Raw genomic sequence first — 14,822 nt, 5'->3', positions numbered from 1 at the left:
TTTGATAAATTTAAATATCAATCAAATTATAATTTTATGATACTATACTCTTATCAAAAGTCTATTTTAAGTTAATTTTATAATAACAAATTCCCCTTGTGTCTTTAAATTTGATTATTTTTTTGATTATTTCGAGATAAATTTTTAAACATTAATCTTTAAAATACAATAATCAAATTTCTATCTTTTATAAAATATACCTTATCTCAAAACCATCTCTTCAAACAAATTTTATTTCAAGCCATATAAAAGATGGTACAAATTTAAATGCCAAAAATTTAAAATAGAACTTAAATTCTAAGATAAAAACAAATTTATAATTTAAAACTATTAAGATAAAATTTGTAATTAAAATAATTTAAGGGTGATTTTTTAAAAGAAGTTTTAAAAATGGTGTCAAGGGGGAGACTTGAACTCCCGACCTCCGGCTTATGAGACCAGCGCTCTAACCAGCTGAGCTACCCTGACATAATAAATCTTTAAAGATCATTTTACAAAATGAAAATGTAATTATACTCTTTTTTACTAAAATTTTATTTAAAGCTTTTTTAGATATAATTTAATTTTTAATTAGACAGGTGTCCGAGCGGTTGAAGGAGCACGCCTGGAACGCGTGTAAAGTGCAAGCTTTCGAGGGTTCGAATCCCTTCCTGTCTGCCACTATTAACTTTTTAACATTAAAATATTATTGTTTTATTAAAAATTAATTTACTACTTAATAATATTTTTGTAAAATATTATAATTTTTTATATGGACTTCACAATGCTACAATCGAGATTATTTATGAATTTAAAAGGCATCGGAATATCTTTTACACCAAGATATTTTTTTCAAACAAAATTGCATAAAATTTTCAATGAAATTTTAAAATATAATGCTAAAGAGCTAGAAGAAATACGAACTCGGGTTAAGTATTACAATCAAATAAATGATTTTTTTACATTAACAGAAAGAGAAAAAATAGGAAAATTTCCTTTTAAAAATACTTCTTATGCTTTTGATGCTTATGAAATTAGTAAATACTTTAATGATGATTTTTTATGGAAAAAAGAATTTGGTGATGTAAAATATACTTTTAAAGAGCCGGCCATTTGTAAATCAAGACCTTTAGAAAATAATACAAACAACATTTTATTAAAACTTGATAAAAATAGGCATTTTTGTTTTTTAAAAGACAATATAAAATATGAAAATAAAAAAGATATAGCAATTTTTAGAGGTGCTGTATATCAAAAACATAGAAAAGAATTTTTTGATTCTTATTTTGGTAGAACTTTTTGCGATATAGGAGATACTTCAAAACAACCTAGCCAATGGAAAAAAACTTTTTAAACAAAAAAGAACAAATGAAATATAAATTTATAATTTCTTTAGAGGGTAACGATGTAGCAAGCAACTTAAAATGGGCTATGAATTCTAATTCTTTAGTTTTAGCTCCAAAAATAACTTGCGAAACTTGGTTTATGGAAGGAACTTTAAAACCAAATTACCATTTTGCTTTAATTGATAATGATAACTTAACTACAGTAATCGAACATTTTATCAGTCATCCAAAAGATGCGCTAGAAATCATTAATAATGCTCATCAGTATGTTAAGAAATTCTTAGATAAGAAAAAAGAATTTTATATAGGGATTTTAGTTTTGACTAAATATTTTTACTATTCTGGGCAACTCGATCTTAACAAAGATGAATGCAAAAGAGAAATTTTAGAATTAATCAAATAATTTAAAATTCTTTTATATTTTATTTTTATAACTTTTAATAAGAATTTTAAATTTGGTTTTCAGCCAAAAAAAAGTAATATTGCGCTAAAATTTTTTAGAAAATTCTAAGGGGCATTAGCTCAGCTGGGAGAGCACAACGCTGGCAGCGTTGGGGTCAGCGGTTCGAACCCGCTATGCTCCACCATGGTTCCGTAGCTCAGTTGGTAGAGCACTACCTTGACATGGTAGTGGCCGTTGGTTCAAGTCCAATCGGAGCCACCATTTTTCATTTCTTTCAATTTCTTCAACTTTCAAAAAATACCTTAAAAGCACTATATATAAACAAACTAAAGGATTTTTGATTTCAATTTATTGCTTTTGTGTTATAATGATTTTCAATTAATTAAAGTTCTTTTTGGGGCTTTTAAAACTCAATAGGGTTTTTTGAAGAAATAAAACTTACAAAAAATATTAAAGTTAAACACTAGTATTTACATTACAAAAGGATTTTTATGCAAAATTTTGTCATAGAAAAAGCTACACAAAAAGATTTAAATTCCATACTTAACATAACAAAAGACGCTCTAAATTCCATGAAAGCTATGAATTTTAATCAATGGAATGAACATTACCCTAATGAAGAAATTTTTAAAGAAGATATCAAAGCACAAGAGCTTTATCTTTATAAAGAAAAGGATGAGATTCTAGGCTTTATTTGCATCAATGAAAAATTCGAACCCGAATTTTACGAGCAAATCAACTTTAAAAAATCCTACAATAATCTAGCTTTTTATCTGCACCGTTTGGCTGTAAAAGAAAATGCTAAAGGCAAAGGCGTGGCGCAAAAGCTGTTAAATTTTTGTGAAACTTATGCTAAAAATGAAGGAAAATATAGCTTAAGAGCGGATACTCATAGTAAAAATATCCCTATGAATTCGCTCTTTAAAAAATTAAATTTTGAGTTTTGTGGGGCTTTTCATATCCCTTGCTATGAAGATGAATTTTTCGCTTATGAAAAAATCCTAAACCAAAAAGCTTTTTGAGTTTTTCTCATAAGCCTTGATTTGTTCTTCATATTTTAAAGTTAAAGCTATATTATCAAGCCCTTCTAGTAAACAGGTTCTACGAAATTCATCCAAATCAAAAGAAAAAACTTGATCTTTAAAAAATACCTTTTTCTCAAATAAAGAAATTTCTATATTTTTATCTTCAGATTCTTTCAGTTGTTTTATAATGCTTACAACCTCATCTTTAGCAAGCTCTATAGTAAGCAAACCATTTCCTAAAGCATTATTTTTAAAAATATCTGCAAAAGAAGGCGCGATAATAGCTCTTATACCATAATCCACCAAAGCCCAAGGTGCGTGCTCCCTTGAAGAACCGCTTCCAAAATTTTCAAAACTTACCAAGATAGAAGCGTTTTGGTATTCTTTTTTATTGAGATTAAAATCCATATTTAAAACGCTTTCTTTATCGTCTAAATAACGCAAATCATGAAATAAATGCTTACCAAAGCCCTGCTTTGAAACAGCAAGTAAAAATTGCTTAGGGATGATTTGATCTGTGTCGATATTGGCATATTCCAAAGGACAAGCTATACCTTTATGAGTAGTAAATTTTTGCATTTTAAACTCCTAAATATTTTCTATTATCACAAATAACGCCTTCTATGGCACAGGCTGCTGCGCTTGCAGGACTCATTAAGTGGGTGATAGAACCTTTACCTTGTCTGCCTACAAAATTACGATTTGAAGTTGAAGCAACTCTTTGTCCCGCACTTGCTTTATCATCATTCATACCAAGACACATTGAACACCCTGCATATCTCCACTCACACCCTGCTTCGATAAAAATTTTATCAAGTCCTAAATTTTCAGCTTCTTTTCTCACTTGCATAGAACCAGGCACGATTAAAGCTTTAACATCCTTGTGAATTTTACGCCCTTTTAAAATATCCGCAGCTATCTTAAGATCTTCTAAACGCCCATTTGTACAAGAACCTATGAAAACAATATCGATTTTTACCCCTTCTAAGCTTTGATCTTGCTCCAAATTCACATAATCTAAAGCATCAAGTAAAGATTTTTGATCGCTTGGATTGATAAAATCGCTGACTTTTGGAATTCTTTCATTTATAGCAATAACTTGAGAAGGATTAGTTCCATAGCTGATTTGCGGTTGAATTTGGCTTGCATCAAGGACTATACTTTCATCATATTGTGCGCCCTCATCGCTTTTTAAACTTCTCCAATACTCACAATGCTTTTCAAATTCTTCTCCCTTTGGAGCAAATTCTTTCCCTTTTATATACTCAAAAGTAATCTCATCAGGAGCTATCATACCGACTTTTGCTCCAAATTCTATAGCCATATTGCAAAGTGTCATTCTAGCTTCCATACTCAAGCCTTCTATCAACTCTCCACAAAATTCTATAGCATAGCCTGTGCCTTTTGCGGTACCGTATTTTGATATAAGATATAAAATCAAATCCTTAGCATAAACACCCTTTTGAAACTGACCCTTGCATTCTATTTTCATAGTTTTAAGTTTTGCTTGTTTTAAAGTTTGCGTAGCCATTACATGCTCGACCTCGCTTGTGCCTATACCAAAAGCCAAAGCTCCAAAGGCCCCGTGTGTTGCAGTGTGAGAATCCCCACAAACCAAAGTTACACCCGGTAAAGTAAAACCAAGCTCGGGACTTACTATATGCACTATACCTTGATTTTTATCGCCTAGGCCTAAAAGTCTGACTCCAAATTCTTTAGTATTTTGCATCAAAGTCGTAATTTGCTCTTTTGCCATACCTGAACAAGCATCCAAATCTGTGCTTTTAGTCGATACATCATGATCTATAGTTGCTAAAGTCAAATCCGATCTTGCCATTTTACGATTTGCCATTTTAAGACCTGAAAAAGCTTGAGGGCTTGTTACTTCGTGGATTAAATGTCTATCGATATAAAGTATAGGAAGTTCATTTTCCTTTTGATAAACCACATGAGAATCAAACACTTTTTCATATAAAGTTTTAGCCATTGTTATTCTCCTTTAAAATTTCTACTATACAATCTCCCATTTCATCGGTGCTTAAATAAGAATTCGCATTTAAATCCTTAGTCATTTTTCCACGCTCTAAAGCTATGGCTATAGCATTTTCTATATCCCTTGCAGCCTTTTCTTCTTTAAAGCTATATTTTAACATCAAAGCAGCACTTAAAATTTGGGCTATAGGATTGGCTATATTTAAATGAGCTATATCAGGAGCTGAACCACCTGCTGGCTCATAAAGCCCAAAACCTTTATCATTTAAACTCGCAGAACAAAGCAAGCCCAAAGATCCACTTATAGCTGCTAATTCATCGCTTAAAATATCGCCAAAAAGATTAGAACAAAGCATTACATCAAAAGTGCTAGGATTTTTAATAATTTGCATAGCTGCATTATCTACATACATGTATTCTAGCTTGATATCTTCGTATTCTTTTGCAATTTGACCTACTACATCACGCCATAAAATAGAACTTGCTAAAACATTTGCCTTATCAATTAGATGCACTTTTTTATTTCTTATTCTTGCACTTTCAAAAGCAAGGCGTGTAATCCTTTCTATCTCTGCTTTAGTGTAAATTTCAGTATCATAAGCACTTTCTTTGCCCAATTCTTGCTTACCAAAATAAATCCCGCCTGTAAGCTCTCTAACGCACAAGATATCCACACCTTTTTGGATAATTTCATCTTTTAAGGGCGAAGCATGTCTTAAGCTTTCATAAATTTTACAAGGACGCAAATTTGCAAATAAATTAAAATGCTTTCTTAAAGGTAAAAGCGAAGCTCTTTCAGGTCTTTGATCTATAGGTAGATTATCCCACTTAGGTCCTCCTACTGAACCAAACAAAATAGCATCGCTTTGCTCACAAAGCTTTAAAGTCTCATCGCTTAATGCTACCCCATAGGCATCTATACTTGCCCCACCTATCTTCGCTTCTTTTGTTTCTAATTTAAAGCCGTGTTTTTGGGCGACAAAATTTAAAATTTTTAAAGCCTCTTTCATCACTGAAGGCCCTATGCCATCTCCTGGCAAAACTGCTATTTTATAAGTATTCATACTGCTTTCCTTTCTTCAACTTTTAAAGATCGATAAATTGCATTGTAAGCACTGATAAAGGCTTGAGCTGATGCTTCTATAACATCTGTTGAAAGCCCTTTGCCATGAAATTTTCTCCCTTTAAATTCTAAATCCACATCCACTTGCCCTTGTGCATCCACACCTGAACTTTTTGCATTAATGCTATATGCTTTTAAAACAGGGTTTAAGCCTGTGATTCTAGAGATGCAATTAAACACCGCTTCTATGGGCCCATTTCCGGTACAAGCTTCAGTTTTTAATTCTTCTTTTATACGCACACAAACACAAGCTGTTGGGATAGTGCCGCTGATTACGCTTAATTTTTCAAGTACTAATTCATTTTCTTCATCATTTTCATAACTTAAAAACATTAAAGCCTCTAAGTCATAATCATAAACCTGTCCTTTTTTATCCGCAAGGCGTAAAAAACTCTCATAAACTTCATCTAAATTATAAGTTTTTTCATCATATCCTAAATTATCAAGACAAGTTTTAATCATAGCCCTACCGCTTCTTGCAGTCATAAGCATACGATTTTCATGAAGTCCTATGCTGCTAGGGCTTATAATTTCATAAGTTTGTCTATTTTTAAGTACTCCATCTTGATGAATTCCAGAACTATGAGAAAAGGCGTTACTTCCTACTATGGCTTTATGTGAAGGTATGCTTTCATTAGTGATAGCTGAAACTAATTTTGAAGTTTTAGAAATATTTTCACACTTGATATCTGTATAAAAACCTTTTAAATAATCGCTTCTTGTTTTTATCGCCATTACAACTTCTTCCAAAGCGCAATTTCCAGCCCTTTCACCAAGCCCATTCATAGTACATTCTATCTGTCTTGCGCCTTGTAAAATAGCACTTAAGCTATTGCCTGTTGCCATACCTAAGTCATTATGACAATGCACAGAAATAACAGCTTTGTCTATATTGGGTACTTTGTTAAATAAAATTTTGATGATATTAGCAAATTCACTTGGCAAAGTATAACCCACAGTATCAGGTATATTGATAGTTCTAGCCCCTGCTTTGATAGCATTTTCTACCATAAAACAAAGATTATCAATAGGAGTTCTTCCTGCATCTTCACATGAAAATTCCACATCATCAGTATAGTTTCTAGCTCTTGCAATCGCTCTTTGTGCCATAGCTAAAATTTCATCAAAATCTTTTTTTAATTTATCTTGTATGTGCAAAGTTGAAGTGGCTATAAAAGTATGAATTCTAAAAGAATCCGCCACTTTTAAAGCCTCATAAGCGGTATCTATATCTTTATCCAAAGCTCTAGAAAGCGCACAAATGGTTGAATTTTTTACTTTTGAGGCTATATTTTTTACCGCTTCAAAATCTCCTTGTGAAGATACAGGAAAACCTGCTTCTATCACATCAACACCTAAATTTTCAAGCGCTAAGGCAATCTGTAATTTTTGATTTATATTTAAAGAACTGCCTAAGGCTTGTTCACCATCGCGTAAAGTTGTATCAAAAATGATAATTTTATTATTCTTCATATTTTAATCCTTAAAAAACGAGATAAACCGAATGAATTTTATTAAAAATTCAAAAACTTAAAAACAATAGTAAAATAAATAAATTTCAGAAATGATTAAAAAAAATAAAAATTTTAGTTTAGGATGAGTGAGAGTTGCAGCATCAGGTTAAAGTGATTTTCTTTATTTTTTTGCTCTTTGACTTGAATTGAATTTGAATTTTTAAAAACCTGTGTCATTGTCGCCTCCTTCATAAAATTATATAGTTTCGAATTTAGCATATTTTTAGTTAATACACAAAATAAAAATTTACAAATTAAGAAATTTATTGTTATAATTGTAATTTTAAGTAACAAAAAGGATGTTGATGTTAAAAGAGCTTTTAGAAATCAAAAAAGAAATGGAGCCTGTTATCCATGAAGCTAATGTAAAATTAAATGTATTGGCTCGTGAAGTAATAGTTCGTAGAAAAGAGTATGAAATTTACGGACCTATGGTAGATCGTGTCTATCTTGATAATGCAATTTATGTTAAAGTTATGGCAAGTGGGCGCGATGTCAAAACTGATAATGTCCCAATCAAAACAGGTTTTTACATGGTTTTTGTTGCTCCTGAAAAAGAAAGTACAAAAGACATCAAAAATAAACTTAAAGTAGCTTATGAAGGACTTGATAATACATTCATTTCAACGCTCATCCGCTCTTGCCAAAGATTTAAAGAAATCATATCTAAAACCCAAGCTACCCTCTCTAAAGCTTCAAAAATGAATGTTTTAATAAAAACCAATCTAGGAGAAGCAAGCGCGGCTCTTAAATTTAACATCACCATAGAATACACCAAAGAAAACCAAAAATTAACACGCGAAAATACAAAATCGGCAGGAAGTTTTAGAGATACTAGAACTTATATCAATCTTGTAGTAGATAAAAATACTGATTCTCAAATTTGTGAAAAATTGCTAGATGATGTAGAAAGATATTTTATCGGTGGGGGTTGAAATCCTACCGATAAAATACTTCATTAGAATTTGTAAGTATAACCTAAATATAAACCATAATTTGTTTGTCTTGGATCATAAAAATTCGACCCTATAGCTTCTTGGTAATAATTTCTAGTATTGTATTCGATTTGTTCTGCTTTAAAACCTACTTCGATTTCATTAGAAGCGCCTAATTCAAATATAGCACCTATTTTTGCTCCGTAAACAAAACCATCAAAATCTTGAGATAAAGATAATAAAGATGTTTTTAAATCAATACTTGTTTTTGCATAGCCTAAATATCCACCCGCAACAGCTCTTACTCTTTTAAAAATTTCTGGAGTAAAATCATAGCCTAGCAAGAATTTATGTGTGTTAAAATCACCCTCTATTCTAAGATTAGGAGTTCTTATAATATCACTAAATTCATCAGAATAATTATAAGCAGCATACAATCTATGTAAATCATTAAAACGATAACCCATTCTTAAACCTAAAATAGGAATGCTACTAGATAAATCACCATTAAAAACAGCACCGGTTTTATTATGTTTTAAATCCCCTTTAACTTTAGTTTGAACATAAGCTGCATCCGCACCTATAAAAAAACCTGATTCTTCTGCAGCTAAAGCTGAACTTGAAAATAGCGCAATACCCACAATTACACTTAAAAACTTTTTATTCATAATTTTTCCTTTAAATTGGTTTTGTAAAACGCATTATATTATATTATATTGATAATTAATATAGTATTATTTTTGTTACTTTTTTAATTTTTTTCTAAGATATGTAAGTATTCTATGGTTTGAGATTGTTTGCAAATTCGAGACGAATCGGCCTTAAAACGCTTATAAATTTGACTTTTTAAATCATATTTTCCATATTTTTAAAGATTTGTTTTTCAAGGAAAGCAAGCTCAACATAAATCACTTAACATCTAAAAATATTAGACTTTTTGCCTCAACGATAGACAACTAATATCAAAATATATAACTTATATTTAAAAAAATGTGCAATTATAATATAAATTTATCTAAAAAAGAATAAAAAATACAAAGAGTAAATTTACTCTTTGTAAAAAAGTTTCAATCAAAAGTGATTAATCATCAAATTTTTGTCCCAAAAAATTGCCATTGCGATCAAAATAAAGCTCCATAAAATTATTGAGCTTAACCTCATAACCATACTCTTCCCAATCCACATCAACAATAAAAGCACCTGGATGTAGATTTTGAATTTGGCTGTTGATATTTTTTGGTAAGCCATTAAAATAATCTTGTGGTGGCATAGCTTGTTGTGGGTATGCAGGATATGGATGAAGTGGGGCAGGTGCGACTGCAGGAGTTTGAGTCGAAGCAGGGACCATGTTCGCACTTGCAAGAATTGCAGAGCATGCTAGAATAGCAGGGATAATTTTTGTTTTCATTATCTAACTCCTTAAAATGTTTTAACAAGTGTAAGTTTATGTTTTTTGTGTGAAGCGAGCGTGAAAGATAAGATAAAAAATATTTAGAAAATAGCTCTATAAATTTAGAATATTGAAAAAATTTTGAAGCTTTTGCACTTTAAAGCTATTTTTTATAAAGCTTTACATGAATGCAAAAGCTTTATTTCATTTTGGCACTACCATATCACTGCGACATTCTATCACTGTGTGCACATTTCCGCGTGGATTAAAATCCCCTACCACCTTAATCCATTTTGGCTTGAGCTTATCTTTTAAGGTATTATAAATTTCATTGATGCTTGCTTCATGTGAAACATTTCTATGCATAAAAGTATTGATATAAAGTTTTATCGCTTTAAGTTCAACCACAAATTGATCAGGTATATACTCAAGATAAATCGTCGCAAAATCAGGATAACCCGAACGCGGACAACAACACATAAATTCAGGTAAGGTGATTTTTATAATATAATCATTCTTCGCATCATTAGGCCAAATTTCCATATTTTCTACATCAAATTCTTTAATTTCTTTTTCACCATAACGCATGAGCTTTCCTTATTGAAAAATTTTTAGAAAATTATATAAAAAATTACTTTTAGAGCAATTGAAAAATAAACATTTTTAACAAATTGTATAAAAAAGATCGATATTAGATTAAATAAAGCTTTTTATACTAGAATAAGACAAATTTTTAAAAAGGAAAAAAATGAGAAAATCAATTGCAATTATAGGCGGTAGCATCGCAGGACTTAGCGCGGCTTTATTTTTCGCTTCAGCTAAAAATGAAGAACTTGACTTTGATATCACTGTTTTTGATGAGGGTAAAGCAGATTTAAAAGCAGCAGCAATTTACAATGTTCCTTTTTTCCCAAAAGGTGCAAAAGCAGATGAAATTTACACTCATATAAAAGAACAAATTGCTTCTATGCTTGAGGTAAAATATATCGATTCAAAAGTAGTAAGCATTAGTGGAGAAAAAGGCGATTTTACGGTTAATGATGAGCAAGGCTTGGGTATAAAAGCAGATTATATCATCGTAGCAACAGGAGCAAGTAAAAGTGAAATCAAAGGACTTGAAGACTTTGTTATACCTCATGAACTTATGCCAAAGCCAAACAAATTTTGCTTCAAACATCACGGGAGACAGATTATCAAAGAAGGAATTTACGCAGCAGGACTTGCTTCAGGTGTTACGACTATGGTAGCTTGCGCGATGGGAAGTGCCAATGAAGCAGCTTGCGCGATTTTAAGCGATATCAAAGGTGCAGTAAGCGTATATCACGATACCCCTACTACAAGAAATTAAATCATCAAAGCACAAAAGGTGTGCTTTGATACACATCATAATTGAGCCAATTTGCAAAGATGGTGTTCGCATTTGAACGCCAATTGTATTTTATATTGCCCTTTTTATCGTAATAATTTTTAGCTTTTTGTATGAAATTATCTCTTACATATTCTTGGTGTAAAGTATCTTTAAAATACTCTAAATGGCCTAAAATAAAAATATTCTTTTCATCTCTTAACAAAGCCGAGCCAATTTTTTTATTTCTAAGCAAAACTTTCAATTTCCCTTGTTTTTGTAGTGCTAAAATTTGCTCTTCATCCATACTAGAATGTCTTGAATGAGGCATTAAAACCTTTTCATCTAAATTCGTTAAAAGTAAATCAGGTGAAATTTTATCATGCTTATAAATTCCAAAAATTTTCTTATCTAAAGCGATTTTATCTACGCCATGAAAATGTTTTAAAGCAGCCATAGCACCCCAACAAATATACATAGAACTTGTTACATTTTGCTGTAAAAAATCAAAAATTTCTAACAATTCTTTCCAGTAAGCAACTTTTTCAAAATCCATTTGTTCCACAGGAGCTCCCGTAACAATAGCACCATCAAATTTGCGTTTTTTAACCTCATCAAGACCTTTATAAAATTTTTCTAAATGAGTAAAAGGAGTGTTTTTACCTACATAGCTAGTAGTAGCTAAAAGTGTGATATTTACTTGCAAAGGAGAATTTGCAAGTAAGCTTAAAATTTGATTTTCTGTTTCAATTTTTTTTGGCATAAGATTGATGATTAAAATCTCTTGCGGACGGATATCTTGATGTTTTGCCCTCCTTGATCCCATGATAAAAGCATGTTCTTTTAAAAGCTCATAAGCGGGTATATTTTCTGGAATAATAAGTGGCATTTTTTCTCCTTTATTTTTTAATAAGCTTTATTCTCCATTCTGCATCGCCTAAAAGTTCAAAATCAACGATCTCATGTCCTTCTTCAGCAGCCCATTGTGGGATTGTTTCTGTAGCCTGTGTACAATCAAAAAGAATTTCTAATTCTTCACCGCTTTTTAAAGTTTGAACCAAATTCTTTGCTTCAATGAGTGGAAAGGGACAAACCTTTCCTCTAGTATCTAAAGTTACCATATCTTATCCTTATATCTTTTGTGTTGCCTTACGCGTAGGCAATATAATTGTATAAAAAGTAGCTATGTAAGCACCTATTAAGAAAAATACCGTAGCAACCCAACCTTTATACGAAAAAAGCGATGTTTCTACCAATCCATTACCTATGGTACAGCCTCCAGCAAGAGAAGCTCCAACCCCCATTAAAATTCCTCCTATGCTTGCATAAGCTAGAGTTTTTTTATCAGGAAGACGAAATCTAAATTCCCCTGATAATTTAGCACCTAAAAAAGATCCAAGTGCGATTCCAAGAACCAAAAAAACTCCCCAATCAACAAACTGAACATCACCTGTACTAAGGTATTGTACAAGATTTGCCGAAGGAGTTGTAATCCCTAAACCATAATTTCTTCCACTTAAGCTTGAAAGAGGCCAAGCTAAAATTGCGATCAATGCAACCAAAACAGCCGTAACAAAAGGATGCCATGATTTTTCAAACAATATGTGTGAAATTCCTTGCTTTCTAGGCTTTAATCTTGCGACTTTAAGGCGTGGCTTGCGTAATTCTCTAATCACAAAAAAGCCAACAACCAAACTCAAGGCAAGCACCAAAATCCAAGGAGAAATTCCCAAGCTTTGATAAAAAGTTCCATCAGAAATTTTAAAAGTATTTAAATTATCCTGCAAAGGCAAAAGAACTCCGTATTTTACAGCACTTGCACTAAAAGCATAAAACAATAAAGCTGCGATAGAACCGATCAAGCCCTCCCCTGCTCTATACCAAGTTCCTGTAGCACATCCTCCTGCTATGACCATACCAAAGCCAAAAATAATCCCACCAATAATCGTTGAAAGCCAATAAAACTCTTGAGGCTTTATCGAAATATATCCTAAAGAATGAAGAGCCCAAACACCAATACTTTGCAATGCAACGACGATAAAAAGCGCTATAAAAATTGTAAATTTTTTACTTAAAAATACATCTCTATAAGCTCCCACAACGCAAAATCGTCCCCTTTGCAAAACAAAGCCTAATAACAAACCAACTATAATTCCACTTAACATAAACACGCTCTTTAACTTTCTATAGCTTGTTTTAAATCCGCTATCAAATCATCGCTATTTTCAAGCCCTATGCTTAAACGCACAGTGGTTTTCTTAATGCCTGCTTTTTGAAGTTCTTCTTCACTTAGTTGAGAATGAGTAGTAGAAGCAGGATGGATAATTAAAGATTTACTATCACCTAAATTTGCAGCAAGTAAGAAAAGTTGAGTTTTATCACAAATTCTTCTAGCATGCTCATAATCCCTAGCTTCAAAGCTTAAAAGTCCACTAGCGAAATTTTTATCAAAATATTTTTTAAATAAATTATGATAAGCATTACTTGCTAAAGTAGGATAATTTACACCCTTGATATCAGGATGAGAATTTAAAAAATTCGCAACTTTTTCAGCATTTTGGCTGTGTTTTTCTATACGCACTGCTAAAGTTTCAAGTCCTTGTAAAAGCAACCAAGCATTTTGAGGCGCTAAACTAGCTCCTAAATCTCTAAGCCAAGTGATGATGATTCTAATGCTAAAAATTGGCAAATCAAGTGTATTTAAATTCAGTCCATGATAACTTGGATCAGGAGTGTTAAAAGTTTTATATCTATCGTTATTTTTAAGCAAGTCATTTAAATCTTTTCTTTCTATAAGCGCTCCGCCTAAAGCACTGCCTTGACCGCTTACATATTTACTTAAACTATGCACGATTATATCCACTCCATGTTTAAAAGGTTGGAGTAAGAAAGGAGTAGCAACGGTATTATCACAAATGGTAGCGATTTTATGTTTTTTTGCTATTTGGGTTATTTTTTCTATATCAGCTATGGCAATTTGAGGATTTGAAAGACTTTCGAAAAAAATCGCTTTTGTGTTTTGATCTATAACTTTTTCTAAGCTATCTAAGTCATCGATATCAAATTCCCTAGCTTCTATGCCAAAATTTTTAAGTGTGTGAGAAATTAAAGTTTGAGTTCCACCATAAATTTTATTTGAATACGCGACATTATCTCCTGAACTTGCTAAATTCGCAAGGGCATAAAAACAAGCTGCCATACCGCTAGAAACAGGAATTCCAAAAGCCCCATCCTCAACATTAGCAAGTCTTTGTCCTAAAACATCGCTTGTAGGATTGCCTATCCTTGAGTAAATATTGCCAAGTTCTTGAAGATTAAATCTCGCTGCAGCCTGATCTAAATTTTCAAAATTATACGCAGTATTTTGATATATAGGCACACTAATACTTCTTTGAGTGTCAAAATTATAAGCTCCATGTAATGCTAAAGTTTCTTTATTAAAATTCATTTTTTATCCTTTTTTGTTAATTAAAAAAATACTAAAAAGCCTTTTATCAGCTTTAAACTAGATTGTTTGGAAATGTAAATTTATAGAATATGAGTATATACGAGTAGATTAAGCGTGCCAAGCACGCATACAGAAAGAAGAAAGCATTAAGTTAAAACTAATATAAGACATTTTTTCTCCTTTCTAAAAAATTATTGGTTATTTTATCTTTAAAAAATAAAAATAAAATTAAATTTTAAAAAATTTATATCACATTGCTGAAAATTTTATTGCAACCCACCCCTAGCAAGAGTGAGTTAGCAATAAATTGAAGGCAGTTCAA

At 31.6% G+C, this 14,822-nt stretch carries 16 protein-coding genes and 4 tRNA genes; 8 read left to right on the top strand and 12 right to left on the bottom strand.

Annotated features, from left to right (window positions below):
• Positions 1–391: 391 nt before the first annotated feature.
• Positions 392–468: transfer RNA gene (locus CCO88_RS01690), tRNA-Met, on the bottom strand.
• 104 nt (positions 469–572) lie between these two features.
• Between CCO88_RS01690 and CCO88_RS01685 the strand changes: the two genes are divergently transcribed.
• The 6 genes from CCO88_RS01685 (at position 573) to CCO88_RS01665 (ending at position 2,750) form a co-directional block, all read left to right on the top strand.
• A tRNA-Ser gene (locus CCO88_RS01685) sits at positions 573–660 on the top strand.
• Between the two features lie 103 nt (positions 661–763).
• Positions 764–1,333: a hypothetical protein gene (locus CCO88_RS10830; RefSeq protein ID WP_223207246.1), complete on the top strand. Its 570-nt coding sequence runs from the start codon at positions 764–766 to the stop codon at positions 1,331–1,333.
• A 14-nt stretch (positions 1,334–1,347) separates the two neighbouring features.
• Positions 1,348–1,728, top strand: coding sequence for a glycosyl transferase family 90 (locus tag CCO88_RS10825; RefSeq protein WP_228476439.1), 381 nt, complete (start codon positions 1,348–1,350; stop codon positions 1,726–1,728).
• Positions 1,729–1,836: 108 nt separating this feature from the next.
• A tRNA-Ala gene (locus CCO88_RS01675) sits at positions 1,837–1,912 on the top strand.
• 1 nt (position 1,913) lies between these two features.
• A tRNA-Val gene (locus CCO88_RS01670) sits at positions 1,914–1,989 on the top strand.
• 230 nt (positions 1,990–2,219) lie between these two features.
• Positions 2,220–2,750 (top strand): GNAT family N-acetyltransferase, encoded by a 531-nt coding sequence (locus tag CCO88_RS01665; RefSeq protein ID WP_002789817.1) that lies wholly within the window; start codon positions 2,220–2,222, stop codon positions 2,748–2,750.
• Here CCO88_RS01665 and leuD read toward each other — a convergent pair.
• The 4 genes from leuD to leuA are packed head-to-tail and all read right to left on the bottom strand — an operon-like array spanning position 2,730 to position 7,341.
• On the bottom strand, positions 2,730–3,332 hold the full coding sequence (gene leuD, locus CCO88_RS01660) for a 3-isopropylmalate dehydratase small subunit (RefSeq protein WP_002779361.1): 603 nt from the start codon (positions 3,330–3,332) through the stop codon (positions 2,730–2,732). The genes CCO88_RS01665 and leuD overlap by 21 nt on opposite strands.
• 1 nt (position 3,333) lies before the next feature.
• Entirely contained in the window at positions 3,334–4,746 is a 1,413-nt protein-coding gene (leuC, locus tag CCO88_RS01655) for a 3-isopropylmalate dehydratase large subunit (protein WP_072216969.1), read from the bottom strand.
• Positions 4,733–5,809, bottom strand: coding sequence for a 3-isopropylmalate dehydrogenase (gene leuB / locus CCO88_RS01650; protein WP_002785515.1), 1,077 nt, complete (start codon positions 5,807–5,809; stop codon positions 4,733–4,735). Before leuB ends, leuC begins: the two co-directional genes overlap by 14 nt.
• Positions 5,806–7,341: a 2-isopropylmalate synthase gene (leuA, locus tag CCO88_RS01645; protein WP_002799916.1), complete on the bottom strand. Its 1,536-nt coding sequence runs from the start codon at positions 7,339–7,341 to the stop codon at positions 5,806–5,808. Before leuA ends, leuB begins: the two co-directional genes overlap by 4 nt.
• Before the next feature lie 346 nt (positions 7,342–7,687).
• On the opposite strand from leuA, the gene CCO88_RS01640 reads away from it, so the two are divergent.
• The gene (locus CCO88_RS01640; RefSeq protein ID WP_002805331.1) at positions 7,688–8,317 is read left to right on the top strand and encodes a hypothetical protein; all 630 of its coding nucleotides are present in this window, start codon (positions 7,688–7,690) and stop codon (positions 8,315–8,317) included.
• Between the two features lie 23 nt (positions 8,318–8,340).
• On the opposite strand, the gene CCO88_RS01635 is transcribed toward CCO88_RS01640, so the two are convergent.
• From CCO88_RS01635 to queF, 3 genes are all read right to left on the bottom strand, one after another.
• Positions 8,341–8,985: an outer membrane beta-barrel protein gene (locus tag CCO88_RS01635; RefSeq protein WP_002779366.1), complete on the bottom strand. Its 645-nt coding sequence runs from the start codon at positions 8,983–8,985 to the stop codon at positions 8,341–8,343.
• A 413-nt stretch (positions 8,986–9,398) separates the two neighbouring features.
• On the bottom strand, positions 9,399–9,725 hold the full coding sequence (locus CCO88_RS01630) for a PepSY-like domain-containing protein (protein WP_002779367.1): 327 nt from the start codon (positions 9,723–9,725) through the stop codon (positions 9,399–9,401).
• Between the two features lie 186 nt (positions 9,726–9,911).
• Complete coding sequence (gene queF, locus CCO88_RS01625; RefSeq protein WP_002779368.1) at positions 9,912–10,295, bottom strand: preQ(1) synthase; 384 nt, start codon at positions 10,293–10,295, stop codon at positions 9,912–9,914.
• A 160-nt stretch (positions 10,296–10,455) separates the two neighbouring features.
• On the opposite strand from queF, the gene CCO88_RS01620 reads away from it, so the two are divergent.
• Positions 10,456–11,055, top strand: a complete 600-nt coding sequence (locus CCO88_RS01620) for an FAD-dependent oxidoreductase (protein WP_002779369.1) — start codon at positions 10,456–10,458, stop codon at positions 11,053–11,055.
• A 4-nt stretch (positions 11,056–11,059) separates the two neighbouring features.
• Here the strand turns inward: CCO88_RS01620 and CCO88_RS01615 are convergent, their stop codons facing one another.
• The 4 genes from CCO88_RS01615 to CCO88_RS01600 are packed head-to-tail and all read right to left on the bottom strand — an operon-like array spanning position 11,060 to position 14,500.
• Entirely contained in the window at positions 11,060–11,941 is an 882-nt protein-coding gene (locus CCO88_RS01615; RefSeq protein ID WP_002779370.1) for a homoserine O-acetyltransferase/O-succinyltransferase family protein, read from the bottom strand.
• A gap of 10 nt (positions 11,942–11,951) precedes the next feature.
• Complete coding sequence (locus CCO88_RS01610; protein WP_002839165.1) at positions 11,952–12,173, bottom strand: sulfurtransferase TusA family protein; 222 nt, start codon at positions 12,171–12,173, stop codon at positions 11,952–11,954.
• Between the two features lie 9 nt (positions 12,174–12,182).
• Positions 12,183–13,217, bottom strand: a complete 1,035-nt coding sequence (locus tag CCO88_RS01605) for a YeeE/YedE family protein (protein WP_002779372.1) — start codon at positions 13,215–13,217, stop codon at positions 12,183–12,185.
• Between the two features lie 11 nt (positions 13,218–13,228).
• A complete protein-coding gene (locus CCO88_RS01600) occupies positions 13,229–14,500 on the bottom strand; it encodes an aminotransferase class I/II-fold pyridoxal phosphate-dependent enzyme (RefSeq protein WP_002806248.1) in 1,272 nt (423 codons plus the stop codon).
• Positions 14,501–14,822 lie beyond the last annotated feature (322 nt).

The sequence above is a fragment of the Campylobacter coli LMG 9860 genome, assembly GCF_000254135.1.
GTDB lineage: Bacteria > Campylobacterota > Campylobacteria > Campylobacterales > Campylobacteraceae > Campylobacter_D > Campylobacter_D coli.
The sequence above is the reverse complement of the archived record's forward strand: the minus strand, read 5'-3'. Positions and strand labels throughout refer to the sequence as shown.

What these genes read in the sequence shown, in the direction of transcription:
- CCO88_RS10830 (WP_223207246.1), top strand. Translation starts at nt 764, where the DNA reads ATGCTACAATCGAGATTATTTATGAATTTAAAAGGCATCGGAATATCT.
- CCO88_RS10825 (WP_228476439.1), top strand. Translation starts at nt 1,348, where the DNA reads ATGAAATATAAATTTATAATTTCTTTAGAGGGTAACGATGTAGCAAGC.
- CCO88_RS01665 (WP_002789817.1), top strand. Translation starts at nt 2,220, where the DNA reads ATGCAAAATTTTGTCATAGAAAAAGCTACACAAAAAGATTTAAATTCC.
- leuD (WP_002779361.1), bottom strand. Translation starts at nt 3,332, where the DNA reads ATGCAAAAATTTACTACTCATAAAGGTATAGCTTGTCCTTTGGAATAT.
- leuB (WP_002785515.1), bottom strand. Translation starts at nt 5,809, where the DNA reads ATGAATACTTATAAAATAGCAGTTTTGCCAGGAGATGGCATAGGGCCT.
- leuA (WP_002799916.1), bottom strand. Translation starts at nt 7,341, where the DNA reads ATGAAGAATAATAAAATTATCATTTTTGATACAACTTTACGCGATGGT.
- CCO88_RS01640 (WP_002805331.1), top strand. Translation starts at nt 7,688, where the DNA reads ATGTTAAAAGAGCTTTTAGAAATCAAAAAAGAAATGGAGCCTGTTATC.
- CCO88_RS01635 (WP_002779366.1), bottom strand. Translation starts at nt 8,985, where the DNA reads ATGAATAAAAAGTTTTTAAGTGTAATTGTGGGTATTGCGCTATTTTCA.
- CCO88_RS01630 (WP_002779367.1), bottom strand. Translation starts at nt 9,725, where the DNA reads ATGAAAACAAAAATTATCCCTGCTATTCTAGCATGCTCTGCAATTCTT.
- queF (WP_002779368.1), bottom strand. Translation starts at nt 10,295, where the DNA reads ATGCGTTATGGTGAAAAAGAAATTAAAGAATTTGATGTAGAAAATATG.
- CCO88_RS01620 (WP_002779369.1), top strand. Translation starts at nt 10,456, where the DNA reads ATGAGAAAATCAATTGCAATTATAGGCGGTAGCATCGCAGGACTTAGC.
- CCO88_RS01615 (WP_002779370.1), bottom strand. Translation starts at nt 11,941, where the DNA reads ATGCCACTTATTATTCCAGAAAATATACCCGCTTATGAGCTTTTAAAA.
- CCO88_RS01610 (WP_002839165.1), bottom strand. Translation starts at nt 12,173, where the DNA reads ATGGTAACTTTAGATACTAGAGGAAAGGTTTGTCCCTTTCCACTCATT.
- CCO88_RS01605 (WP_002779372.1), bottom strand. Translation starts at nt 13,217, where the DNA reads ATGTTAAGTGGAATTATAGTTGGTTTGTTATTAGGCTTTGTTTTGCAA.
- CCO88_RS01600 (WP_002806248.1), bottom strand. Translation starts at nt 14,500, where the DNA reads ATGAATTTTAATAAAGAAACTTTAGCATTACATGGAGCTTATAATTTT.